The organism is Clostridium akagii DSM 12554 (assembly GCF_000686725.1).
Taxonomy (GTDB): domain Bacteria; phylum Bacillota; class Clostridia; order Clostridiales; family Clostridiaceae; genus Clostridium_I; species Clostridium_I akagii.
In genome coordinates this window covers 87307-108351 of record NZ_JMLK01000014.1, presented here as the reverse complement: position 1 = coordinate 108351, position 21045 = coordinate 87307, and the positions used below count along the sequence as shown (strand labels likewise).

Annotated in this window: 21 protein-coding genes; 12 read left to right on the top strand and 9 right to left on the bottom strand. The window is 31.9% G+C overall.

Annotated elements, in window-relative coordinates; all coding sequences use genetic code 11:
- The first annotated feature begins 87 nt into the window (after positions 1-87).
- Together BR66_RS0108840 and BR66_RS0108835 are read left to right on the top strand one after the other, a co-directional pair.
- Complete coding sequence (locus tag BR66_RS0108840) at positions 88-1815, top strand: oleate hydratase (protein ID WP_026882603.1); 1728 nt, start codon at positions 88-90, stop codon at positions 1813-1815.
- A 173-nt stretch (positions 1816-1988) separates the two neighbouring features.
- A complete protein-coding gene (locus BR66_RS0108835) occupies positions 1989-3389 on the top strand; it encodes an MFS transporter (protein ID WP_026882602.1) in 1401 nt (466 codons plus the stop codon).
- 75 nt (positions 3390-3464) lie between these two features.
- Here the strand turns inward: BR66_RS0108835 and BR66_RS0108830 are convergent, their stop codons facing one another.
- Positions 3465-4649, bottom strand: coding sequence for an MFS transporter (locus BR66_RS0108830; protein ID WP_026882601.1), 1185 nt, complete (start codon positions 4647-4649; stop codon positions 3465-3467).
- Between the two features lie 215 nt (positions 4650-4864).
- Between BR66_RS0108830 and BR66_RS0108825 the strand changes: the two genes are divergently transcribed.
- Positions 4865-5455 (top strand): TetR/AcrR family transcriptional regulator, encoded by a 591-nt coding sequence (locus BR66_RS0108825; RefSeq protein ID WP_026882600.1) that lies wholly within the window; start codon positions 4865-4867, stop codon positions 5453-5455.
- 149 nt (positions 5456-5604) lie between these two features.
- Here BR66_RS0108825 and BR66_RS0108820 read toward each other — a convergent pair whose 3' ends face one another.
- The 4 genes from BR66_RS0108820 to BR66_RS0108805 all read right to left on the bottom strand — a co-directional run bounded on the left by BR66_RS0108820 (position 5605) and on the right by BR66_RS0108805 (position 11464).
- Positions 5605-7485, bottom strand: coding sequence for an ABC-F family ATP-binding cassette domain-containing protein (locus tag BR66_RS0108820; RefSeq protein ID WP_026882599.1), 1881 nt, complete (start codon positions 7483-7485; stop codon positions 5605-5607).
- Positions 7486-7610: 125 nt separating this feature from the next.
- A complete protein-coding gene (locus BR66_RS0108815; RefSeq protein WP_026882598.1) occupies positions 7611-8720 on the bottom strand; it encodes a GerAB/ArcD/ProY family transporter in 1110 nt (369 codons plus the stop codon).
- 20 nt (positions 8721-8740) lie between these two features.
- Entirely contained in the window at positions 8741-9907 is a 1167-nt protein-coding gene (locus BR66_RS0108810) for a Ger(x)C family spore germination protein (RefSeq protein WP_026882597.1), read from the bottom strand.
- A gap of 21 nt (positions 9908-9928) precedes the next feature.
- Complete coding sequence (locus BR66_RS0108805) at positions 9929-11464, bottom strand: spore germination protein (protein WP_051624157.1); 1536 nt, start codon at positions 11462-11464, stop codon at positions 9929-9931.
- 139 nt (positions 11465-11603) lie between these two features.
- Here BR66_RS0108805 and BR66_RS0108800 point away from each other — a divergent pair, with 139 nt between their 5' ends.
- Positions 11604-11912, top strand: coding sequence for a winged helix-turn-helix transcriptional regulator (locus BR66_RS0108800; protein WP_026882595.1), 309 nt, complete (start codon positions 11604-11606; stop codon positions 11910-11912).
- Positions 11913-11964: 52 nt separating this feature from the next.
- On the opposite strand, the gene hisJ is transcribed toward BR66_RS0108800, so the two are convergent.
- Positions 11965-12801 (bottom strand): histidinol-phosphatase HisJ, encoded by an 837-nt coding sequence (gene hisJ, locus BR66_RS0108795; RefSeq protein WP_026882594.1) that lies wholly within the window; start codon positions 12799-12801, stop codon positions 11965-11967.
- A 285-nt stretch (positions 12802-13086) separates the two neighbouring features.
- On the opposite strand from hisJ, the gene BR66_RS25145 reads away from it, so the two are divergent.
- Positions 13087-13245, top strand: coding sequence for an aspartyl-phosphate phosphatase Spo0E family protein (locus BR66_RS25145; RefSeq protein ID WP_084156431.1), 159 nt, complete (start codon positions 13087-13089; stop codon positions 13243-13245).
- 211 nt (positions 13246-13456) lie between these two features.
- On the top strand, positions 13457-14707 hold the full coding sequence (locus BR66_RS0108785; RefSeq protein WP_026882593.1) for an Nramp family divalent metal transporter: 1251 nt from the start codon (positions 13457-13459) through the stop codon (positions 14705-14707).
- A 97-nt stretch (positions 14708-14804) separates the two neighbouring features.
- On the opposite strand, the gene BR66_RS0108780 is transcribed toward BR66_RS0108785, so the two are convergent.
- The 3 genes from BR66_RS0108780 to BR66_RS0108770 all read right to left on the bottom strand — a co-directional run bounded on the left by BR66_RS0108780 (position 14805) and on the right by BR66_RS0108770 (position 16427).
- A complete protein-coding gene (locus tag BR66_RS0108780; protein WP_026882592.1) occupies positions 14805-15242 on the bottom strand; it encodes a MarR family winged helix-turn-helix transcriptional regulator in 438 nt (145 codons plus the stop codon).
- 108 nt (positions 15243-15350) lie between these two features.
- Positions 15351-15896 carry a glutathione peroxidase gene (locus tag BR66_RS0108775; protein ID WP_026882591.1) on the bottom strand — a complete coding sequence of 182 codons (546 nt, stop codon included), beginning with the start codon at positions 15894-15896 and terminating at the stop codon, positions 15351-15353.
- A 45-nt stretch (positions 15897-15941) separates the two neighbouring features.
- Positions 15942-16427 carry a glutathione peroxidase gene (locus BR66_RS0108770; protein ID WP_026882590.1) on the bottom strand — a complete coding sequence of 162 codons (486 nt, stop codon included), beginning with the start codon at positions 16425-16427 and terminating at the stop codon, positions 15942-15944.
- Between the two features lie 346 nt (positions 16428-16773).
- Here BR66_RS0108770 and BR66_RS0108765 point away from each other — a divergent pair, with 346 nt between their 5' ends.
- From BR66_RS0108765 to BR66_RS0108740, 6 genes are all read left to right on the top strand, one after another.
- Positions 16774-17196, top strand: a complete 423-nt coding sequence (locus BR66_RS0108765; protein ID WP_026882589.1) for a CBS domain-containing protein — start codon at positions 16774-16776, stop codon at positions 17194-17196.
- A gap of 237 nt (positions 17197-17433) precedes the next feature.
- Complete coding sequence (gene ureA, locus BR66_RS0108760; RefSeq protein WP_026882588.1) at positions 17434-17736, top strand: urease subunit gamma; 303 nt, start codon at positions 17434-17436, stop codon at positions 17734-17736.
- 29 nt (positions 17737-17765) lie between these two features.
- Positions 17766-18137, top strand: a complete 372-nt coding sequence (gene ureB / locus BR66_RS25660) for an urease subunit beta (RefSeq protein WP_026882587.1) — start codon at positions 17766-17768, stop codon at positions 18135-18137.
- Positions 18138-19856: an urease subunit alpha gene (gene ureC, locus BR66_RS0108750; protein WP_026882586.1), complete on the top strand. Its 1719-nt coding sequence runs from the start codon at positions 18138-18140 to the stop codon at positions 19854-19856.
- 62 nt (positions 19857-19918) lie between these two features.
- A complete protein-coding gene (gene ureE / locus BR66_RS0108745; protein WP_026882585.1) occupies positions 19919-20362 on the top strand; it encodes an urease accessory protein UreE in 444 nt (147 codons plus the stop codon).
- Positions 20352-21044 (top strand): urease accessory protein UreF, encoded by a 693-nt coding sequence (locus BR66_RS0108740; protein ID WP_051624156.1) that lies wholly within the window; start codon positions 20352-20354, stop codon positions 21042-21044. The genes ureE and BR66_RS0108740 overlap by 11 nt, the downstream gene beginning before the upstream one ends.
- Position 21045 lies beyond the last annotated feature (1 nt).

The following is a 21045-nucleotide window of genomic DNA, read 5'->3' as shown; positions in this document are numbered from 1 at the left end:
GGGTATTGTATAAATACAATTTAGCCGTATTGGAGTATAATAAGCAACATAATAAAGAATATTAAAAGGAAAAAGGGGGAAAGAAATATGAGTAAAAAATGGAACTCAAGTAAAACCAAAATATTAATAACTATAGGTTCAATAGCTGGTGCGGCTGCAATAAAAGCTATTACTGAAAATAAGCTTAAAAATAAATTCAAAGCTCAATTAAAATTACCAGAAGATACGGATAACGATAACAAACAAGTATATTTTGTTGGTGGAGGTCTAGCCTCTTTAGCTGGAGCAGCTTATCTTGTACGTGATTGTAGTTTTAAAGGAGAAAACATTCACATCATAGAAGGGATGAAAATTATTGGAGGTAGCAATGATGGTGCTGGAGATGAAGTAAACGGTTTTATCTGCCGTGGTGGTAGAATGCTAAATGAAGAAACCTATGAGAACTTTTGGGAGCTATTCTCCAGTATACCCTCTTTAGATATGCCAGGCAAAAGTGTTACAGAGGAAATTCTTAATTTTGATCATCTACATCCAACCCATGCACAAGCTCGCTTAGTTGATAGAGATGGAGTAATTCAAGATGTAACCAGTATGGGTTTTAATAATGCTGATCGTATGGCTTTTGGTAAATTAATAATTACACCAGAGGAAAAATTAGATGGAATAACTATTGAACAATGGTTCAGGAATACGCCACATCTATTTGAAACCAATTTTTGGTATATGTGGCAAACAACCTTTGCTTTTCAAAAATGGTCTAGTGTTTTTGAGTTTAAGCGCTACATGGAACGTATGATTTTTGAATTTTCTAGAATTGAAACTCTAGAAGGGGTTTCTCGTACTCCTTACAATCAATATGAATCTGTTATCCTTCCAATAAAGGCTTACTTAGATGGTTTTGGAGTTGATTTCAGTATAAATGCTACTGTAACCGATTTAGATTTTAATGATGGTGATGGAATTACTGTAAATGGAATAAACATAGAAGATGAACAAGGTAAAAGTGTGATCAAATTAAATCCTGGGGACGTTTGTATTATGACAAATGGATGTATGACCGATTGTGCAACAGTGGGGGATATGAATACCCCAGCAGAATACAAACCGGAAAATCCAATATCTGGTGAGTTATGGTCTAAAATAAGCAAAAAAAAATCCGGTCTTGGAAATCCAGAACCATTTTTTTCACATCCAGATGAAACTAATTGGGAGAGTTTTACTGTTACTTGCAAGGGCAATAAATTCCTTAAACTTATTGAAAAGTTCTCTACTAATATCCCGGGAAGTGGAGCATTAGTAACATTTAAGGATTCAAATTGGTTAATGAGCATAGTTGTTTCAGCTCAACCTCATTTTAAAAACCAGCCAATTGATACAACTATTTTCTGGGGTTATGGATTATATACAGGTAAAATTGGTGATTATGTAAAAAAACCAATGTTAAATTGTACTGGAAAGGAACTACTAACGGAACTTATACATCACTTGCACCTTGAGCAGCAGTTAGAAGATATTATGGATACAGTAATTAATGTTATTCCGTGCATGATGCCTTATATAGATGCACAATTTCAGCCTAGAAAAATCTCGAATCGTCCAAAGGTTGTACCAAATGGATCAACAAACTTTGCTATGATTAGTCAGTTTGTTGAAATTCCAGAAGATATGGTATTCACAGAAGAATATTCCGTACGTGCAGCAAGAATTGCAGTATATAACCTATTTGATGTAAAAAATAAAAAGATTTGTCCTGTAACTCCCTACAAAAAAAATCTGAAAATTTTAAAGGAAGCTTTAAAAACTTCGTATAGATAAATATTTTAAATGTTAAATTAAATTTAATCTAAATTTAATGTTTTTTGGAGATAATAAAATAGACTAACAACATAATTTCTTAAATAGAGGAAAGGCATTATAAAGAGAGAATAAGTATAGTGGCTATTCTTTTTAAGATGCATGAAAGCAGTTGAGGAGTGATTTTTTTATCTATGAAAAAAAACAATATGAGAAGTATATATACTATATTTGTTTTTGTGGCATTAGCAGCCTTTGATAATATTATAATTGGATTATTTCCTCCATTATTTTCGTCTATTGCAAAGGATTTAAAAGTACCAATAGCAGCGCTGGGTATTGTATCTGCAATAAATATCTTGGTTACAGCAGTTTCCTCCATTTTATGGGGGTATGCAGCAGGAAAATACAACAGAAAAAGACTTATTATGTTTGGTACAATTATCTGGTCAGTATCAGTATTTTTCACCTCAAGAAGTAATAATTATTTAGAACTTTTAATATCCCAAATTTGTACAGGGATCGGACTAGGGTGCATAGCTTCCATTGGATTTAGTGTACTTACGGACTTTATACCCTATAAATATCGTGGGATGATTCTAAGTCTTTGGGGAATGTCCCAAGGTCTTGGTGGGATATTAGGAGCATTAATGGCTTCACTTATTGGTGCTACAGTTAGTTGGAGAAAACCCTTTGAAATTGTAAGTATCATAGGTCTGTTATTAATATTTTTATATATATTCATAAAAGAACCAACATTAGGTGCATCAGATCCAGAACTTCAAAATCTTATAAAACAAGGCAGTGAATACAGTTATAATATACACCTCAGTGAGGTTAAGGGGATAATAGCAAAGAGGAGCAATATGCTGCTTTTACTTCAAGGCTTTTTTATGAATATTACAACTGGAAGTCTTATTTGGCTTCCAACTCTATATATTTCAAAAATTCAAAGTCAGGGATATGACAATAAAACTGCAATCATAGCAGCGGGATACCTCTATGCTGTCTTGCAACTAGGAGGGTTAAGTTCAGCTTTTTTTGGATATCTAGGAGACTTAGTTCAAAGAAAAAGCTACAAGGGGAGAGCGTTAATAACTTCATTTTTTGTATTTATAACTATGCCTTTGTACATTGCAATGTTTGCTATACCCATGAATAAACTTTCACTGGATAATAGCAGTACTTACGCTATACTTTTAAGCATTATAAAACAAATATTTATAAATCCATGGATGATAGCAATATTTATATTAGCACTTTTAGCTAGTGCAGCCCAATCTTCTAATACTCCAAACTGGCTTGCGCTCATAACAGATGTAAATCTTCCTGAGCACAGAGGTGCGGCGTTTAGTATAGCAAATCTTGCAAATAGTTTAGGAAGAACAATTGGAAATGTTGGTGTAGGCTATATATTAGCACTTGTTTCAATATTTAAAGTTGAACCTAATAATTACATTATAACGCTGATAATATTCCAAGTATTTTTAGTTCCATCAGCACTATGCTATTTTAAAATGGCTAACACAAATGCTCATGACATAAATAAAGTGAAAGAAACCCTAACAAAACGCTCCAACCTAGCAAGCAAGTGACAAGCTAGTGATAAAATCGAAAAACTACTCTAATAATGTGCAAAAATTAGAGTAGTTTTTTATATTCTATGAAAACTATTTTGCAGCTCTATGAACAATTACCGCTATAATTTGAGTTGTTATTCCAAAAATGCAAACTCCATACCATCCAAAGTGTGCGTAACTATAAGACCCTAGAAAAGACCCCAATGCTCCTCCTAGAAAAAAACTTACCATATATACAGTATTAATTCTGTTACGCATTTCTTCATTTAGAGAATGTACTCTGGTTTGATTGGAAACATTACCGGATTGAACTCCTAAATCAAGTAATATAACTCCTAAAATAAGTCCCCATATTTTAAATCCAAATAACAGGAAGAATATATAAGATATTATCACTAAAATTATACTTATTTTGGTGATAAATCTAGGACCCTTCTTATCAGCTATTTTTCCAACCAATGGAGCAGCTAAAGCACCGCTGATTCCAACTAATCCGAATAAACCAGCCGCCTGAGAGCCCATGTTATAATGAGAGCTTTCAAGTAAAAATATAAGTGATGTCCAAAATGCACTGAAAGATGCAAACATCATAGCTCCATTAATGGACGCTTCTCTTAAAACCGATTGGGTTTTAATTAATTGAATCATTGATTTTAATAACTCAATATATTTAATGCTAGAAACGGGTTTACATATTGGTATTAATTTTCTTAAAGCTACCATAAGAATTATCATCATAATTGCTGCAATAATATATACTATTCTCCATCCAAGGTATCCACCCAAAATACCACTAAATGTACGTGATACTAATATACCGATTAATAAACCACTCATTACTGTTCCTATTATTCGACCTCTCTCATTTGGGTTTGATAACTGAGCAGCCAAAGGGATAATAAGCTGAGGAACGATTGAGGTAAATCCAACTGCAAAAGAAGAAATTATCAGCATAAATATATTATGCGAAAAAAACATACTTGTAAGAGCGACTATTGAAAATCCTAACATCACAGTTATTAAATTTCTTCTTTCTTTTATGTCTCCAAGAGGTAATATAAATATCATTCCAACCGCATATCCTAGTTGTGTAAGCATTGCAGCATAGCCCACACTAATTTCACTAACATTAAAGGTCTTAGCTATATCTCCTAGCAAGGGTTGTATATAATATAAATTTGCTACAGTGAGCCCACAAGCTATGGCCATAACCATAATTAATAAATTATTTAATACAGGTTTGTTTTCTACAAAATCATTATTTAAGTTTTCCATAATTTCCACTCCTTTTATAATCCTCATTTATTAAATACAAATACTAAACGTTTAGTTTATATTTATATAATATACTAAACGTTTAGTATTGTAAAGCATAATATTAATTTTTTTATAATTAATATTATTTAGGTTCTATAAGTAAAGTGTGAACTTTTAAGGTATAATGTACGTATAGTATTCAAATTTACAATAATATAAGGAGGTTATTCGTAATGGATAAAAAATTAGGGCGTCCTCGTTCTGAAAAGACAAAAACAGATATTTTAACTGCTTCATATGACTTATTAATTGAAAATGGATTTGGAGCGGTAACTGTTGAAAAGATTGCTGAAAGAGCTGAGGTTAGCAAGGCTACTATTTATAAATGGTGGACAAATAAAGCTGATGTTGTTATGGATGGTTTCTTAAACGCTACTAAGGTTAAACTTCCAATACCTAATACAGGATCAACTATTGATGATATGTTCATTCAAGTCAATAATTTTGTAAAATTTCTAATGAGCAGAGAGGGAAATGTAATCACTGAAATAATAGCTGAAGGACAGTTTGATCCAAAACTAGCGGATGTATATCGTAAAGCATATTTTAAGCCTCGTCGAAGCATTTCAAAACAAATTTTAGAACGTGGAATTTCAAGAAGAGAATTAAGAGAAGATCTGGATATAGAGTTAACTATAGATTTAATTTGGGGACCGGTATTCTATAGATTATTGATAACTGGGGAAAAACTTGATGACACTTTTGTAACAAAGCTAATAAACTATGTATTAGAAGGAATCAAACTAAATGCGCAAATGAGTTAAAAGTTTATATAGATAATAATTTGGTCTAACATAGTGGTTTATAAATGCACTTAAAAAGGCAAGCCGATTTGCAAAAAACAAATCCACTTGCTTATAAACTTTTTTAAACAACTATGACAGTTTTAACTTTTCACTGCTTTTGAGGATTGTTACTGATTCTTAATTCTGTCTGAAAGTTCATTTAGATAAACCCAACGTTCCATCTTTTTTTCAAGCTTTTTTTCAGCCTTTGATTTTTCATCCATATACTTTTCAATCGCCACATAATCAGTGGTTTCACCATCTATTTGCTTTTGAAATTTTTCTATTTTTTCTTCAAGGTTTGCAATTATTGAATCTATTTGATCATATTCCGTTTTTTCTTTGAAGGTAAATTTAAGTGCTTTTTCTTTAGGTTTATTATCAGTTTCTTTATTTTTATCCACAGGTTTGTTAGCTACTTTATCCCCTTTGTGCATAAGTTCATAGTTTAAATCTGAATAATTTCCAGTGTGGAAGGATACTTTTCCGTTTCCTTCAAATAAAAATATCTTTCCAACAGTTCTATCAAGAAAATATCTATCATGGGATACTGAAACTACAGCACCAGCAAAATGGTCTATATAATCCTCTAAGATAGCGAGAGTTGCAATGTCTAAATCATTTGTAGGTTCATCTAGTAGCAGAACGTTAGGAGCTTCCATTAGAACTCTTAGCAAAAATAGTCTCCTTTTTTCTCCTCCGGAAAGCTTAGAAATTGGATCCCATTGCAAATCTTTTGGAAATAAAAATTTTTCTAACATTTGTGAAGCAGTAACCTTAGTACCATCAGCAGTAGTTAGTATTTCTGCCCCTTCTTTTATATATTCTATAACTCTTAAATCTTCATTCATGCCCCTGACATCTTGAGAAAATAGCCCGATTTTTACGGTTTCTCCTGTAATAATTTCACCGCTATCAGGCGTAAGCTTTCTGCATAAGATATTTATAAGTGTAGATTTTCCGCTTCCGTTTGGACCTACGATTCCAATTCTATCTTTCCTGGATAATATATAACTAAAGTCTTTAATTAGAGTTCTAGGACCAAAGCTTTTGCTAATATGTTCAATTTCAATAACTTTTTTTCCAAGACGGCTTCCAGCAAGAGATATTTCAACCTTTTCGTTTGAAACGGAATTTACATCTTCTTTTAATTTATCAAAACGGTCAATTCTTGCTTTTTGTTTCGTACTTCTGGCCTGGGCACCACGTCTTATCCAAGCTAATTCATTTCTTAAAAGGCTCTTCTGCTTTTGTTGAGTACCTTCTTGTATAGCTTCTCTCTCCAATTTTTGTTCTAAAAAGCTACTGTAATTTCCTGAATAAGTGTAAAGTGTACCGTTATCAAGTTCAACGATCTCATGTGCAACCCTATCTAAAAAATATCTGTCATGGGTTATCATGAGTAAGGCGCCTTTTCTCTTATTTAGATATTGTTCCAGCCAGTCTATAGTATCATTATCAAGATGATTAGTAGGCTCATCTAAAATCAATAAATCAGAAGGATTTAATAGTGCAGAAACTAGGGCAACCCTTTTTTTCTGACCACCAGACAAGTTTCCTATCTTTTCTGTAAAATTATTTACACCAAGTTGAGTTAGTATGGATTTTGCTTCACTTTCAAGGTTCCAAAGACCTTGTGAGTCCATTTCCCCAGATAGTTCCATTAACTTTTCACTAGGGGTATTCATGTCAGCCATAGCAGCTTCGTATTCCCGAAGTAGCTTAATGGACTTTGAATCACCTCTGAAAACTTGGTTAAGTACAGAAGCATCTGGAGAGAACTTTGGTATTTGAGGTAAATATTCTATAATTAGAGATTTTATCTTTGTAATATTTCCTTTATCAGGAGTTTCAAGGCCTGCTATTATTTTTAGTAATGTTGACTTTCCGGTTCCGTTTACGCCAATTACACCTATTTTATCACCCTCGTCTATTCCAAGGTTTAAGTTATCAAATAAGATTTTTTCACTGTAGCTCTTTGATATGTTCTCTATGCTTAATAAATTCATATTTAGTCCTTCCAACGTTAATATATTTTACTTACTAATGATAACACAATTAGACATCTCTCGCAAAACAGACGAGCAGGTTGTGTGAGTTTAATGTAAATAGATGCAGAGCATAGAAATATAATTTAATTGTGAGATCTTGAGCACAGAAAGTTTTTAATATTTATAAATAAGAATGTTATTGTAGGGATGTATATTTGGATAGGTAAATTTATTGTATTAATTATTAAAGCCAGACCTATTTTTATATGTTCAGGGTAGTTTTTAGCAATTGACAGGGAAATTGTAAGCATTATTATTCCAAATAATATGCATAATGCGCCCCAATCTTTATTATTTATTTTAAACAACTGAGTGGTACCTAATATAGCAGCATACAGGCAAAGACTTATTTTAAAAAAGGCACCTTCTAATAACAGTATCACATATAATATGTCTAGACGACTTAAAAACTCACCTATGTGTACGAGTCTTAAGGTTTCAAATAAAGGAAAATTGTTTGTAGTGGCGAAACTTACACCCAAAGTAACAATAAACAGTATGTTATTAATAGTTAGTATTAGTCCTTCTGAAATACACCCAAAAAAAAGAGCTTTTCTTATTTTATTTTGCTCAATAACATAGGGATAAAACATAGTTAAAACTATGAATTCACCATAGGGAAAAGATGCTAGTTTCCAACCTTTAGATATAACAGGTAGAATACCGTCTTCTAAAACAGGTAGAAGATTGCTTGGATGTATAACATCTCCAGTTACAGCTATTAATAGTAATAAAGCCAGTGAGGAAATCAGCACAATAATGAGAAAAATTTCTGCAATACTCGCAATATTTTCTAAACCTTTAAAAACACCATATATTATTGTTACTGTTATCAAGGCGCCAGTAAAAAGTATAGGAGTGCGGGGCATAGTAAAAGTCCTTATAAGTTCTAGAAAATCTCTAAGAACCCGACCTGCTAGATATACGAAATATACAATGTACATCATGCTTATAATTGATCCTAATATTTTACCATATATTTTAGGCATATATGTGACTATGCTTTCACCCGGATAGTTTTTATATATATTTGTATAAATAAATTGAAAAAGCAAAGCCACAATAGCATAAAACATTAAAGCAAACCATATATTTTGTTTGGTTTCAGGTGTTAAAAAAAACAACACAGCGCTTCCATAAGGTAACAATATCATAATTGAAAGTAACTGATGTGCCGTGATTTTTTCTCTCATAGTTTCACTCCCATTTCTATCTAGGATTGTGGTTTTGCAATGGTTCCTGTTTGGGTAATGTTAGAGTCAACCGTCACTTCAATAGGAACATTTGGAAATATTTTAGTCCAATTCTCTTTTAATTTAGACCACTCTTTTGGGTGGGTTTTGTACAGCAAATCACCAAAATCAAAAACATCTGCTCGTAGCACATTTTGAGCATCATCTATAGCAAGTTTAACTTCAGAACGTATAGCTTCATTCTCTCTTGCTTCTAGCACTAGCAGCAAATTAGGGTTTTTATTAGGATCTGTATTCCCTGCCATATCTCGAATTGCAGAATCAACTTTAATGTTAAGTCTAAAAATAATTTTACCATTTTTAATTGATACAGTTCTTTTACAGCTACTTCTCCTAATATCAAGATTTAAAGGTTTTTTATCTAAAGTTTCTATTTTAAGGTTCCCCCAACGAATTTTCCCACGAGTCCAATTTAGCCCCCTTACTTCGTTAGAATCCATATATCCAATAAGCTTATCTTTTCTAAACACAGCATTACCTGGAAAAGTATAGCAGGTAGCATTACCATCAGTGCCTTGCTCGAAATAATTTTTATCAATATCAATAACACTACATGAGGTTATGTTTGGGGGAGTGTTTATACTTGTTGCAAAATTTAAATTTGTAGAGGAAGCACTATAACCTAATTTTTTTTGAACATCTATAGCATTTTCAATGGAAAGGGATGAAATTGTATTATCTTTTGAGTTAGTTTTAATTATATCCGAAGCATTGCCTTTTGTTACTAGCAGTGGAACAGTAGGTCTTATTTCACTAAACCTAAGGGTTACATCTAGCAGCGGAGCAATACTTTTTAGGGCTATAGTTTCACCAATTATAAAACATTTAAGATGTGAGTAAAGGAACTTTTTACCAACTTCACTTCTTATCTTGTATATAGCAGAATCTGCATCCGTAGCATTACCAGTATAAATATCAACTTTGGGCAGTTGTGGACTACCCTGATTTCTTAAAATTTGCATTGTTACAGTTACTCCATTTTTAGATGCGTCAAAACCAAGGGCTAGCACAATGGCAGTTTGTTCAATTTGAGAACTATCAGCGCAACCAGTGAGTCCAGTAGAGGACAATATAATAATTATTAATATTATTACTTGCTTTTTTATAGCATTTATAAAAGTATTCATAAAACCCTCTTTTCACATGCCTTATCTTAATGGTCTATTTTTTTTATCCAATTTCCACAAAGGTATTCTTAGTAATACATCTCTGTTCTTTGAAAGATTAAATGGGCATAGAGGATACATGTACGGAATGCCAAAGGAACGCCGAGAAACAAGATAAATATCAAGTATTAACATTCCACATATAAGTCCAACCATTCCAGTAAAACCTCCCAGAATAAGAAAAATAAATCTAACAATAGAGATAGCAGTGTACATTTCTTGAGATGATATTGCAAAAAGTGCGGTTCCAGAAAAAGCGACTACAACTATCATCAAAGCACTGACTAGCCCTGCATTAATAGCGGCATCTCCTATAATTAAGGTTCCAACAATACTCAAGGTCTGACCAAGTTGTCGTGGCATTCGTGCACCAGCCTCTCTTAATGTTTCATAGGCTATAAGCAAAACCAGACACTCAAAAAAGGCAGGAAGTGGTATATGGGAACGTGCAGTTATTATTGTTATTGCAAGTGAGGTGGGTATAAGCTCTTGATGAAAACTTATTATTCCAACATAAAGACCAGGAAGCATAGATGATACAAAAAATGACAAGTACCTTATAAATCTGTTTAAAGTCGAAAAAAAGTATTTCATATAATAATCTTCCGGGGATTGCATATACTCTATAAAAAGTGATGGAATACTTAGAACCACAGGACTATTATTTAAAATAATAACTACTTTACCTTCAAATAATTTCATAGAGGCTACATCTGGTCTTTCAGTTCTAAATACTAATGGAAAAAGAGTTAAGTAATCATCTTCAATATTTTCAATAATATAATTGGAGTCTATGACAGCTTCTAAATTTATTTTATTTAGTCTCTCTCGCAGTTCTGTAAGAACTTTTTCATCTGCAGTTCCAGATAAATACATAATAGCCAAATCTGTTTTCGTTTCTCTTCCAATATTAAAAAGTTCTGTTTTTAGTTTTGAATTTCTAACTCTAGTTCTAATTAGAGCTATATTTTGTGCTAGCGACTCTGTAAAACCATCCCTTGGACCTCTTAGAACCGATTCAACCTTTGGTTCAGATATCTCCCTACCAAGTTTGCTTTTTAAATTTATGGAAAAAGCTTTATTAAAGTTATCAATAAATAAGACCACTTTACCGTTTAAAATAGAATCTATACATTCTGGAAAATTAGAAAAAATATTGTTTTCACGTATGCCTAAATAATATTTAATTGTTTCCTCAATGCTAGCCTCATCAAGAACTAAATTTGAATTTGTAGTTAATTTTGAAATAAGATTATTTTCTAAATGTTTTTCGTCAACCATTTCATTTATATATACTAAAAGGCATCTTCCGAGTTTCAAATCAAAAAGACTTATTTTTCTAATAGTTATGTCAAAACAATTTGAGAAAATTTCCCTTAAATATTTTTCGTTTTCTTCTAATATATTTGATACATTTTGCGGAATATTATCAGTGTGATTGTGATCTTTAGTTATATCTGATTTACTATCATTTAATGAAAATATAGACCTAAGAATACTCTTAATGGTAATCACCACCTTTTATTATCTAGTATCTACAAAATCATAAATTATATGTTAATAAATATAAAGTACTATAGTATTATTGTGTATTATTTAATAAGCTACTTACTTTTATCAAGTTAATATGTTAAAATAGGTTAAGGAGTTGATTAACATGGATAAATATGAAATGTGTCCTAGGTTTGAAGCTGCCTTTGAGCTTTTAGGTAAAAAATGGACTGGGCTTATTATAAAATCATTATTGGATGGGAAAAAAAGGTTTTCCGATATGCAGGTGATTATACCTAATTTAAGTGCCAGAATGCTTACTGAGAGATTTAAGGAATTAGAGGAGAAGGGCATATTAACTAGAAAAGTCTTTCCTGAAATGCCTGTACGTATAGAATATTCACTGACAGAAAAAGGTGAGGCATTAGGAAAGGCTATGGATGAAATTCAAAAGTGGGCAGAAAAATGGAGCTAATCACAGTCCCTATGCTGAAAAAACAGCATAGGGACTGCTTTTTAAGTATAAATTAAAGAGGTGCCGTTTGCCAAATATTATCAAGAAGGACATGTTGATTTGTATATCCTGCACCTTTTAAAATGGCTGAAGCTTCTTCAAAATATGCATTTACATAGCTTGGATTATGGGCATCTGAACTTAAAATCAAGGGAATGTTAAGTTTTCTGCATTCATCAACTATCCAATTGCTTGGATAAAAATCATTAGTGTAACCACGCACCTTTCCACCAGTGTTCATTTCTAAAATGGTATTAGCCTTAGATATAACATTTAAAGTTTTCATAATTTCTAGTTTGTACCAGTCTTCATTTTCATCAAAATATTTATTATTCTTGTTATGCTTTTTAATTAGGTCAAGGTGGCCAACTATGGATGGTGTATTTTTTAGCACCATTGTTTGGATTTGCTCATAATATTTATGTACAAAAGCTTTAACATCATTGTTAAATGCGGAAGTTATAAGTTCTATATATTCATCTTCATCTCCGTCAACAGCCAGATATTCACCGGTAGCTTCGTTTTTAAGCATATGGACTGAACCAATAGTATAGTCTAATTTTTTAAATTTTTCATCAGTAGGACTTATTAAATTTTGAATATAATCTACTTCCATACCAAGGTAAATTTGAATTGTATCTGTATATTTTTTCTTTAAATTTATTATAGTGTTCAAGTATCTATTAACATCTTCTTCCTTCATAGTCCAAGAATTACTAAAGGGAAGAGGTGCATGACTAGAAAAACCTAAAGAATTAAAATTAGATTGTATTGCTTTTAGTACGTATTCTTCTGGATTTCCTATGCCATCACAAAAATAGCTGTGGGTGTGAAAGTTGGAAAAAATCATAGGTGTAACCTCCTGTTGTGCAAAATCATTTATTAATAAATTATAGCATAATGTTAAGAATAATGAATTTATTATAATGAATTTATTTTAAATAAAAAAAATGTTGATTTAATGTGTGGATTGATTGTAGAAATTATATGAAATTATATAATTATTTTAATAATGTATTGTCATAATGGCATTATAAATGTATAATAATGTATGTCGTCTTAAATTATACAGCCACTTGATTTGAGAAATACTCGCACTATTGTGTGCTGGAGTTGTAGAAGGAAGTTGATTTATGTGAGTTTAGAAGAAGAAATAGAAATGCTTAGAGATTTGCTTAATGATGTGTTAAAAAGTGAAGAACAACTAACTAAGTTTAATGTTGTAAAACTCAGTCAAAAGTTGGACAAGCTTATAGAAAAATATTACGCAAAGCAAATGAAAATAATATTTTAATTGACAATTTATGTTAACGTTAGCGTTATATTTTTTATAATACTAACGTTATCTTTTTTATTAAGGCATCTGACGCAAAATAGACTAGCATACTGACTAGTTATTTTTTTGATGTATAACTAATAGTTATTGATGTATAATGTTAACATACTTATAAATAGGTAATTCAGATAAAATCAGAATTATTTATATTTTCACCGGAGGTAAATTTATGAAATTTAACATCCTTAGTGGTGGTAACAAACCCAAAAGATCAGCATTGGATATTATAAAATATATTGGGCCAGGTCTTATTGTAACTGTAGGTTTTATAGATCCAGGAAATTGGGCATCAAATGTAGCAGCTGGTTCAAGTTATGGATATACGCTATTATGGATAGTATCATTGTCTACTATAATGCTTATAATACTTCAACATAATGCAGCTCATCTTGGAATTGTAACAGGAGACTGTCTTTCAGAAGCAACGACTAAACATACTAAGCCTGCTGTAAAAAATGTGGTACTTTCCACAGCGGTAATTGCTTGTATACTCACTGCTATGGCAGAACTTTTAGGCGGAGCAATAGCATTAAATATGCTGTTCAAAATACCAATAAAAATAGGTTCAATTATTATGCTTTTAGTTGTACTTTGGATGCTATTTGGTAATTCTTATAAAACTCTAGAAAAATGGATAATAGGATTTGTTTCTATAATAGGAATATCTTTTATATTTGAATTGACACTTGTACATGTTCAATGGAAAAGTGTAGCAGTGGGTTTTGTTACGCCGACTTTTCCACTGGGTTCACTGCCAATAATAATGAGTGTGCTTGGTGCGGTAGTTATGCCACATAATTTGTTTTTGCACTCTGAAATTATACAGAGTAGACAATGGAATTTAAAAGGTGATAACACTATCAAAAAGCAACTTAAATATGAATTTGTGGATACACTTTTTTCAATGATAATCGGATGGTTAATAAACAGTGCAATGATTATATTAGCTGCAAGTACTTTTTTTGTTAGTAGAATTCCGGTGTCGGCTCTTGATCAAGCTCAGCAAATGCTAAAGCCACTTTTAGGCAATGGAGCCTCAATAGTTTTTGCACTGGCGCTTTTATTCGCGGGACTTGCATCAACTGTTACTGCAGGTATGGCAGGGGGAAGTATTTTTGCTGGTATGTTTGGAGAACCATATGACATGAGTGATGGCCATTCAAGAGCAGGAGTATGTATAACTTTATTTGTAGCACTTATTATTATATTTTTTATTAGTGACCCTTTTAAAGGATTAATATATTCACAGATGTTTTTAAGCATACAGCTTCCAATAACAGTGTTCATTCAAATATATCTTACATCTTCAAAAAAAGTAATGGGAAAATACGTTAATTCCATGCTTGATAAAATAGCACTTTGGGTAATCGGTATTGTTGTTACAGTGCTGAACATAGCACTGCTTGTTAGTTACTTATAAAGTAAAAACACAAGGTAAGTTTCAAGTGACAAGTTAAAAGGAAGCAAGGAAATTTGTTTTAACAGATTTCCTTGCTTCCTTTTTTCTTATTGGATATTTATTGTAGTTTTTCAAAGCTTCCCAGTAAGTTATTTATTTCTGCTCTTAAAGCTATAAGTTGCTCCGGGGAATGATCTGGAATACATGCCATTTTTTTCGGAATTTCTATAGCCTTATCCTTTAATATAACGCCACTTTCAGTAAGAGAAACATAAACATTACGTTCATCTTGACTATCTCTAGCTCTTGTTACTATTCCCTTTGCTTCTAATTTTTTTAGTAGGGGGGTTAATGTGCCGGAATCAAGGTGTAATTTGCTTCCAAGTTCCTTTACTGTAATATTATCTTTTTCCCATAACACCATCAAAGTGACATATTGTGTATAGGTAATTCCAAGTTTATCAAGTTCCGGTTTGTAATGTTTTGTAATTTCACGAGAACAAGCATACAATGCAAAGCATAATTGATTGTCTAATTTTAGCATATCGTAATTCATAATGCACCACTTCCTAATTCAGGCATCTTTCACTTGTTATTTTCTTTCAGATGCCTTTTATATATTTAATAGTCTATCAAAAAACGGTGTGTAGTGAAAGAGGTAATATTATAATAATTTTAAAATTTCTTCTTCCATGTCAAGTGGTTCAGTAGTTGGTTCAAATCTACCTACAACTTCTCCATCTCTATTTATTAAGAATTTTGTAAAGTTCCATTTTATACCGTTACCTACTAAAGTCTCAGGGAATTTTTCTTTTAACATAGCATTAAGAATTTTACCACTTGGGTGATTTAGGTCAAGACCTTTAAATTCTTTTTCTTCTGATAGATATTTAAATAGTGGTTGAGCATCTTTTCCTCGTACATCACCTTTTTCAAATAAATCAAAGGTTACTCCATAATTGATTTCACAAAACTTTTGAATATCACTACTATTTCCTGGTTCTTGTTCTGCAAATTGATTTGAAGGGAAACCTAAAACATTAAAACCTCTATCTTTATATTTTTTATATAGCAATTCTAAATCTTTGTATTGAGGAGTAAAACCGCACTTACTAGCTGTATTTGCTATTATTAATACTTCACCTTTGTATTTTTCTAGTGAAACCTCTTCTCCATTAATTGTTTTAGCGTTAAAATCATAAATTGACATTTATATTACCTCCTAAAATTTTATTTCCTTTTGTACCTAGTACTTTTATTTAGCATTTTTGATTAAGTTTTCTATAGTGCTTTCAAGCTTTTTTGGGGATGTAGTAGGTGCAAACCTATCTACAACATTACCTTGTGAATCTATTATAAATTTTGTGAAATTCCATTTGATACTGTCTCCAAGAATTCCAGAACTGTTTTTTCTTAAAAATTTAAATATTGGATCAGCATTATCACCGTTAACATCTATCTTAGCAAAAACAGGGAAGGTTACTCCATAGTTAATTTCACAAAAGTTTTGAATTTCATCGTTAGTTCCAGGTTCTTGACCTAAAAATTGATTACATGGGAAAGCAAGTATTTCAAACTTATCATTACCAAATTTTTTATATAAATCTTCTAGATCTTTATACTGAGGTGTAAAACCACAATTACTAGCAGTGTTTGCAATTATTAAAACCTTACCTTTAAAGCTTGAAAGGGAAATTTCTTTCTCAGAAGCAGTTTTAGCATTAAAATCATAAATATTCATAAAATCATCTCCATATAAAATTATATTAATTACAATTAAATTGTACGCAATTTGTTTGTATCTATAATTTAACATAGAAAAATATAAGTGTCAATAGGAAAATCAAGATTTATAATATAAGCATTAATTAATATATATGTAAACGTTTGAAATAACACTTTATTTTCTATAAAATTGGGAGTATCATGTTAAAGTGATAAAAAATCATGAATTCACATAAAATTAAAAAATAATTAATTGTATTTAAAGAAACTATTGCTATAATTAGTTTGCAACAAAAATTAATTATGACAATAAGTTAATGCTACATAGTTATTTTTTTATAAATGAAAGTGAGGATACAAATATGAATATAGCATTTTTTATAACACCTAAAAGTGAAGTGGTATGTGAAGAACTTACCTCTACAATGAGACAGGCACTTGAAAGGATGGAATATCATAGATATGCAGCAATACCTATATTAGATGGAGACGGAAAGTATATTGGAACATTAACAGAAGGCGATTTGTTATGGAAATTAAAAAATACACCTGATTTAAATTTTAATAATACTACAAAGGTACAGCTTTGTGAGGTGCCAAGGCGTGTAATAAATAAACCCGTGCATATAGATTCTGATATTGAAGATTTGCTTTCCAAGGCAGTGAATCAAAACTTTATACCGGTAGTAGATGATGATAATGTTTTTATAGGTATGATAAAAAGAAGCGACATAATAAACTACTACTATGAAAAGTCATACAAAAAAATTAAAATTCAAGCTTAGGGCGTCTTCAAAAAAATAACAAGCGAGTATGCTAGTTTATTTTGTATCAAATGCCTAAATTCTAGTTACCAACAATTTCAAATGTTGGTAACTTTTTTATAGAAAAAAGTTGATTTATATTAAATCAGTGGTAAAATATTAAAATAAATAATAAAATTGTAAAGTTTTAAAAAGGATTTTCATAGACTATTAGAATGTATCATTTTAAAATTTGTATTAAGAAAGGTGGTTTTTATAATGCATTTAATGCCAAAAGAAATAGATAAGCTTATGCTTCATTATGCAGGAAGCTTAGCGAGAAAAAGAATGGAAAGAGGGTTAAAGCTAAATTACCCTGAGGCAATATCTCTTATAAGTTCAGAACTAATGGAAGCTGCTAGAGATGGAAAAAGTGTAAGTGAATTAATGCAGTTTGGTGCTAAAATATTAAAGGAAGAGGATGTAATGAGTGGAGTTTCCAGCATGATACCTGATATACAAATTGAGGCAACCTTTAAAGATGGAACAAAGCTTGTCACGGTTCATAATCCAATTAGATAATCTAATGTAGAGTGAAAGGAAATGATTATATGATACCTGGTGAAATAATAATAAGTAGCAGTGAGATAGAGTGTAATAAAGGCAAGGTTACAAAACAAATAACCGTTACAAGCAATGCAGACAGACCTATTCAGGTAGGATCTCACTTCCATTTTTTTGAGGTAAATAAAATGTTGAACTTTGATAGGGAAGCAGCCTTTGGGATGAGGTTAAACATAGCTTCAGGAACAGCAGTAAGATTTGAGCCTGGGGAAGAAAAAAGTGTTGAACTAGTTGAGCTAGGCGGAAAAAAAGAAGTATATGGATTAAATGGTTTAACTCAAGGGTCAACACTGGACCCAGATATTAAAGAAAAAAGCCTTAAAAAAGCAAGAGAACTTGGATTTAAAGGAGTGAAATAGATGAGTCTTAAAATGTCAGGAAGGGATTATGCAAATATGTATGGTCCTACAGTAGGTGATAAAATAAGATTAGCAGATACAGATTTAATAATTGAAATTGAAAAGGACTATGCTACCTACGGCGATGAGTGTAAATTTGGTGGAGGTAAGACGCTTAGAGATGGAATGGGTCAATCTGCAAAAGCACATAGAAGCCAAGGGGTGTTAGATTTAGTAATAACCAATGCTGTAATAATAGACCACTGGGGAATTGTAAAAGGTGATATTGGAATTAAAGATGGAAAGATAGTTGGAATAGGAAAAGCAGGAAATCCAGATATCATGGACAATGTGGACGAAAACATGGTAGTTGGGGCATCAACTGAAGCCATAGCAGGAGAAGGATTGATTGTAACTGCAGGTGGAGTTGACACTCATATACATTTTATATCACCGCAGCAAATAGAAACTGCGCTTTATAGTGGAATAACAACCATGATAGGTGGGGGAACAGGGCCAGCGGATGGTACTAATGCAACAACTTGCACTACGGGATCTTGGTATATTGAGAGAATGCTTGAATCAGCAGAGGGGTTTCCAATGAACCTGGGATTTCTTGGCAAAGGAAACTGCTCTTCGGAAGCTGCACTTATTGAACAAGTAGAGGCAGGCGCTATAGGGCTTAAACTTCATGAAGACTGGGGAAGTACACCAAAAGCAATTGATACTTGTCTTAAAGTGGCTGATAAATACGATGTACAGGTTGCAATCCACACAGACACTTTAAATGAAGCGGGTTTTGTTGAGGATACCATTAAGGCTATTGCAGGTAGAACAATTCATACGTACCACACAGAAGGGGCAGGTGGTGGTCATGCGCCTGATCTTATGAGAATAGCAGCATTCCCAAATGTTTTGCCATCGTCAACTAATCCCACAAGACCATATACTGTGAATACTATAGATGAACATTTGGATATGCTTATGGTTTGCCATCATTTAGACAGCAAAGTTCCGGAAGATGTAGCCTTTGCGGATTCAAGAATAAGACCAGAAACTATAGCTGCCGAAGACATTATGCATGATCTAGGCATTTTTAGCATGCTAAGCTCAGATTCTCAGGCAATGGGAAGAGTTGGAGAGGTTGTTATAAGAACTTGGCAGACAGCTGATAAAATGAAGAAGCAGCGTGGAGCATTAAAAGAGGAAACTGGAGACAATGATAATTTTAGAGTTAAAAGATATATATCAAAGTATACAATTAATCCTGCCATAACTCATGGCATATCAAAATATGTAGGTTCCATTGAAAAAGGTAAATATGCTGATCTAGTAATATTTAAACCCTGTTTATTTGGAGTTAAACCTGAAATGATTATTAAAGGTGGAGTTATCGTAGCGTCTAAAATGGGTGATGCCAATGCTTCAATTCCAACACCACAACCTGTAATATATAAAAATATGTTTGGAGCCTTTGGAAAAGCAAAATATAGCACTTGCATAACATTTGTATCACAAGAAGCCCTTAAAAACGGTAACATTAAAAGGTTAAATTTAGAAAAGATATTGTTGCCAGTAAAAAATTGCAGGAATATAGGGAAAAAAGATATGATATTAAATGATAAAACCCCTAAAATCGAAGTTGATCCGGAAACTTATGAAGTTAAGGTTGATGGGGAAGTGTTAACCTGTGAACCAATTGAAGAAGTAGCTATGGCTCAGAGATATTTCTTGTTCTAAAAAATGGTCTAGTACGGTTGACTTTGTATTTTACATTTATAAAAAGTGAAATGGAGAAAAATATGCTGATTGATAAAATTTTAGGCAATATAAAAGATACGAATAATGCAACAAAAGATATAGATGAAATTTTTGTGGACTGGTTTGATGTGGATAAAAAAATTCTAAAAAAGACTTCTAAGAATGGAAAAGATATAGGAATAAAACTTACAAAGCCATCAAAATTAAATGATGGCGATATAATATACTCTGATTCAAAAGAGATTGTGATTATTACAATACCCCAATGTGAAGCCATTTCAATAAGGCCAAAAACTATGGAGGAAATGGGTAAAATATGTTATGAAATTGGTAATAAACATATTCCCTTATTTTTAAATGGAGATGAAATAATAGTTAATTATGATGAACCCCTATTTAAGCTTCTTGAAAAGAAAGGTTTTAAACCTAATAAGACTATGCAAAAATTAACCAATGCTTTGGAGCATCATCATCATGAGCACTAAAGATCAGTTTTTCACCATGCTTCAGATAAGTGATTCTGTATTTCCAATTGGGTCTTATACTCAGTCTAATGGGCTAGAAACTTATGTTCAAAAAGGAATTATAAAAGACAAAAAAAGTGCAGAGGAATACTTGAAAAGTGTACTCTGGAATAGTTATATGTATGGTGATTTTTTAGCTGTAAAGCTTGCCTATGAATATACCAACAATAATGATATGAAAAAAATTATAGAGCTTGATGAAATTTTATGGGCAGTCAAAGCTTCAAGGGAAATGAAAGAGGGAAGCTCGAAATTATGTATAAGATTCATTAAACTTATTGAAAAATTTTATAAGGAAAAATTTATTATAGAATATGGGGACACAATAAAAAGTGGTGAGTGCATGGGACAACATAGCATTGTATATGGTAGTTTTTCCGCACTAGCGAAAATTCCTAAGGAAAATGCACTAAGATCATACTTGTATAATGCAGCTTCTTCCGTAGTGAATAATTGTGCAAAACTTATACCTTTAGGTCAAGTTGATGGACAAGAGATTTTATTTGGGGTTCAAGAACTGCTTCAGAAAATGACTATTGAAATAGAAAAACTTAGTATTGATGATATAGGAAGATGTTGCATTAGTTTTGACATAAGAGCTATGGAACATGAAGAACTTTATTCAAGACTGTATATGTCTTAAA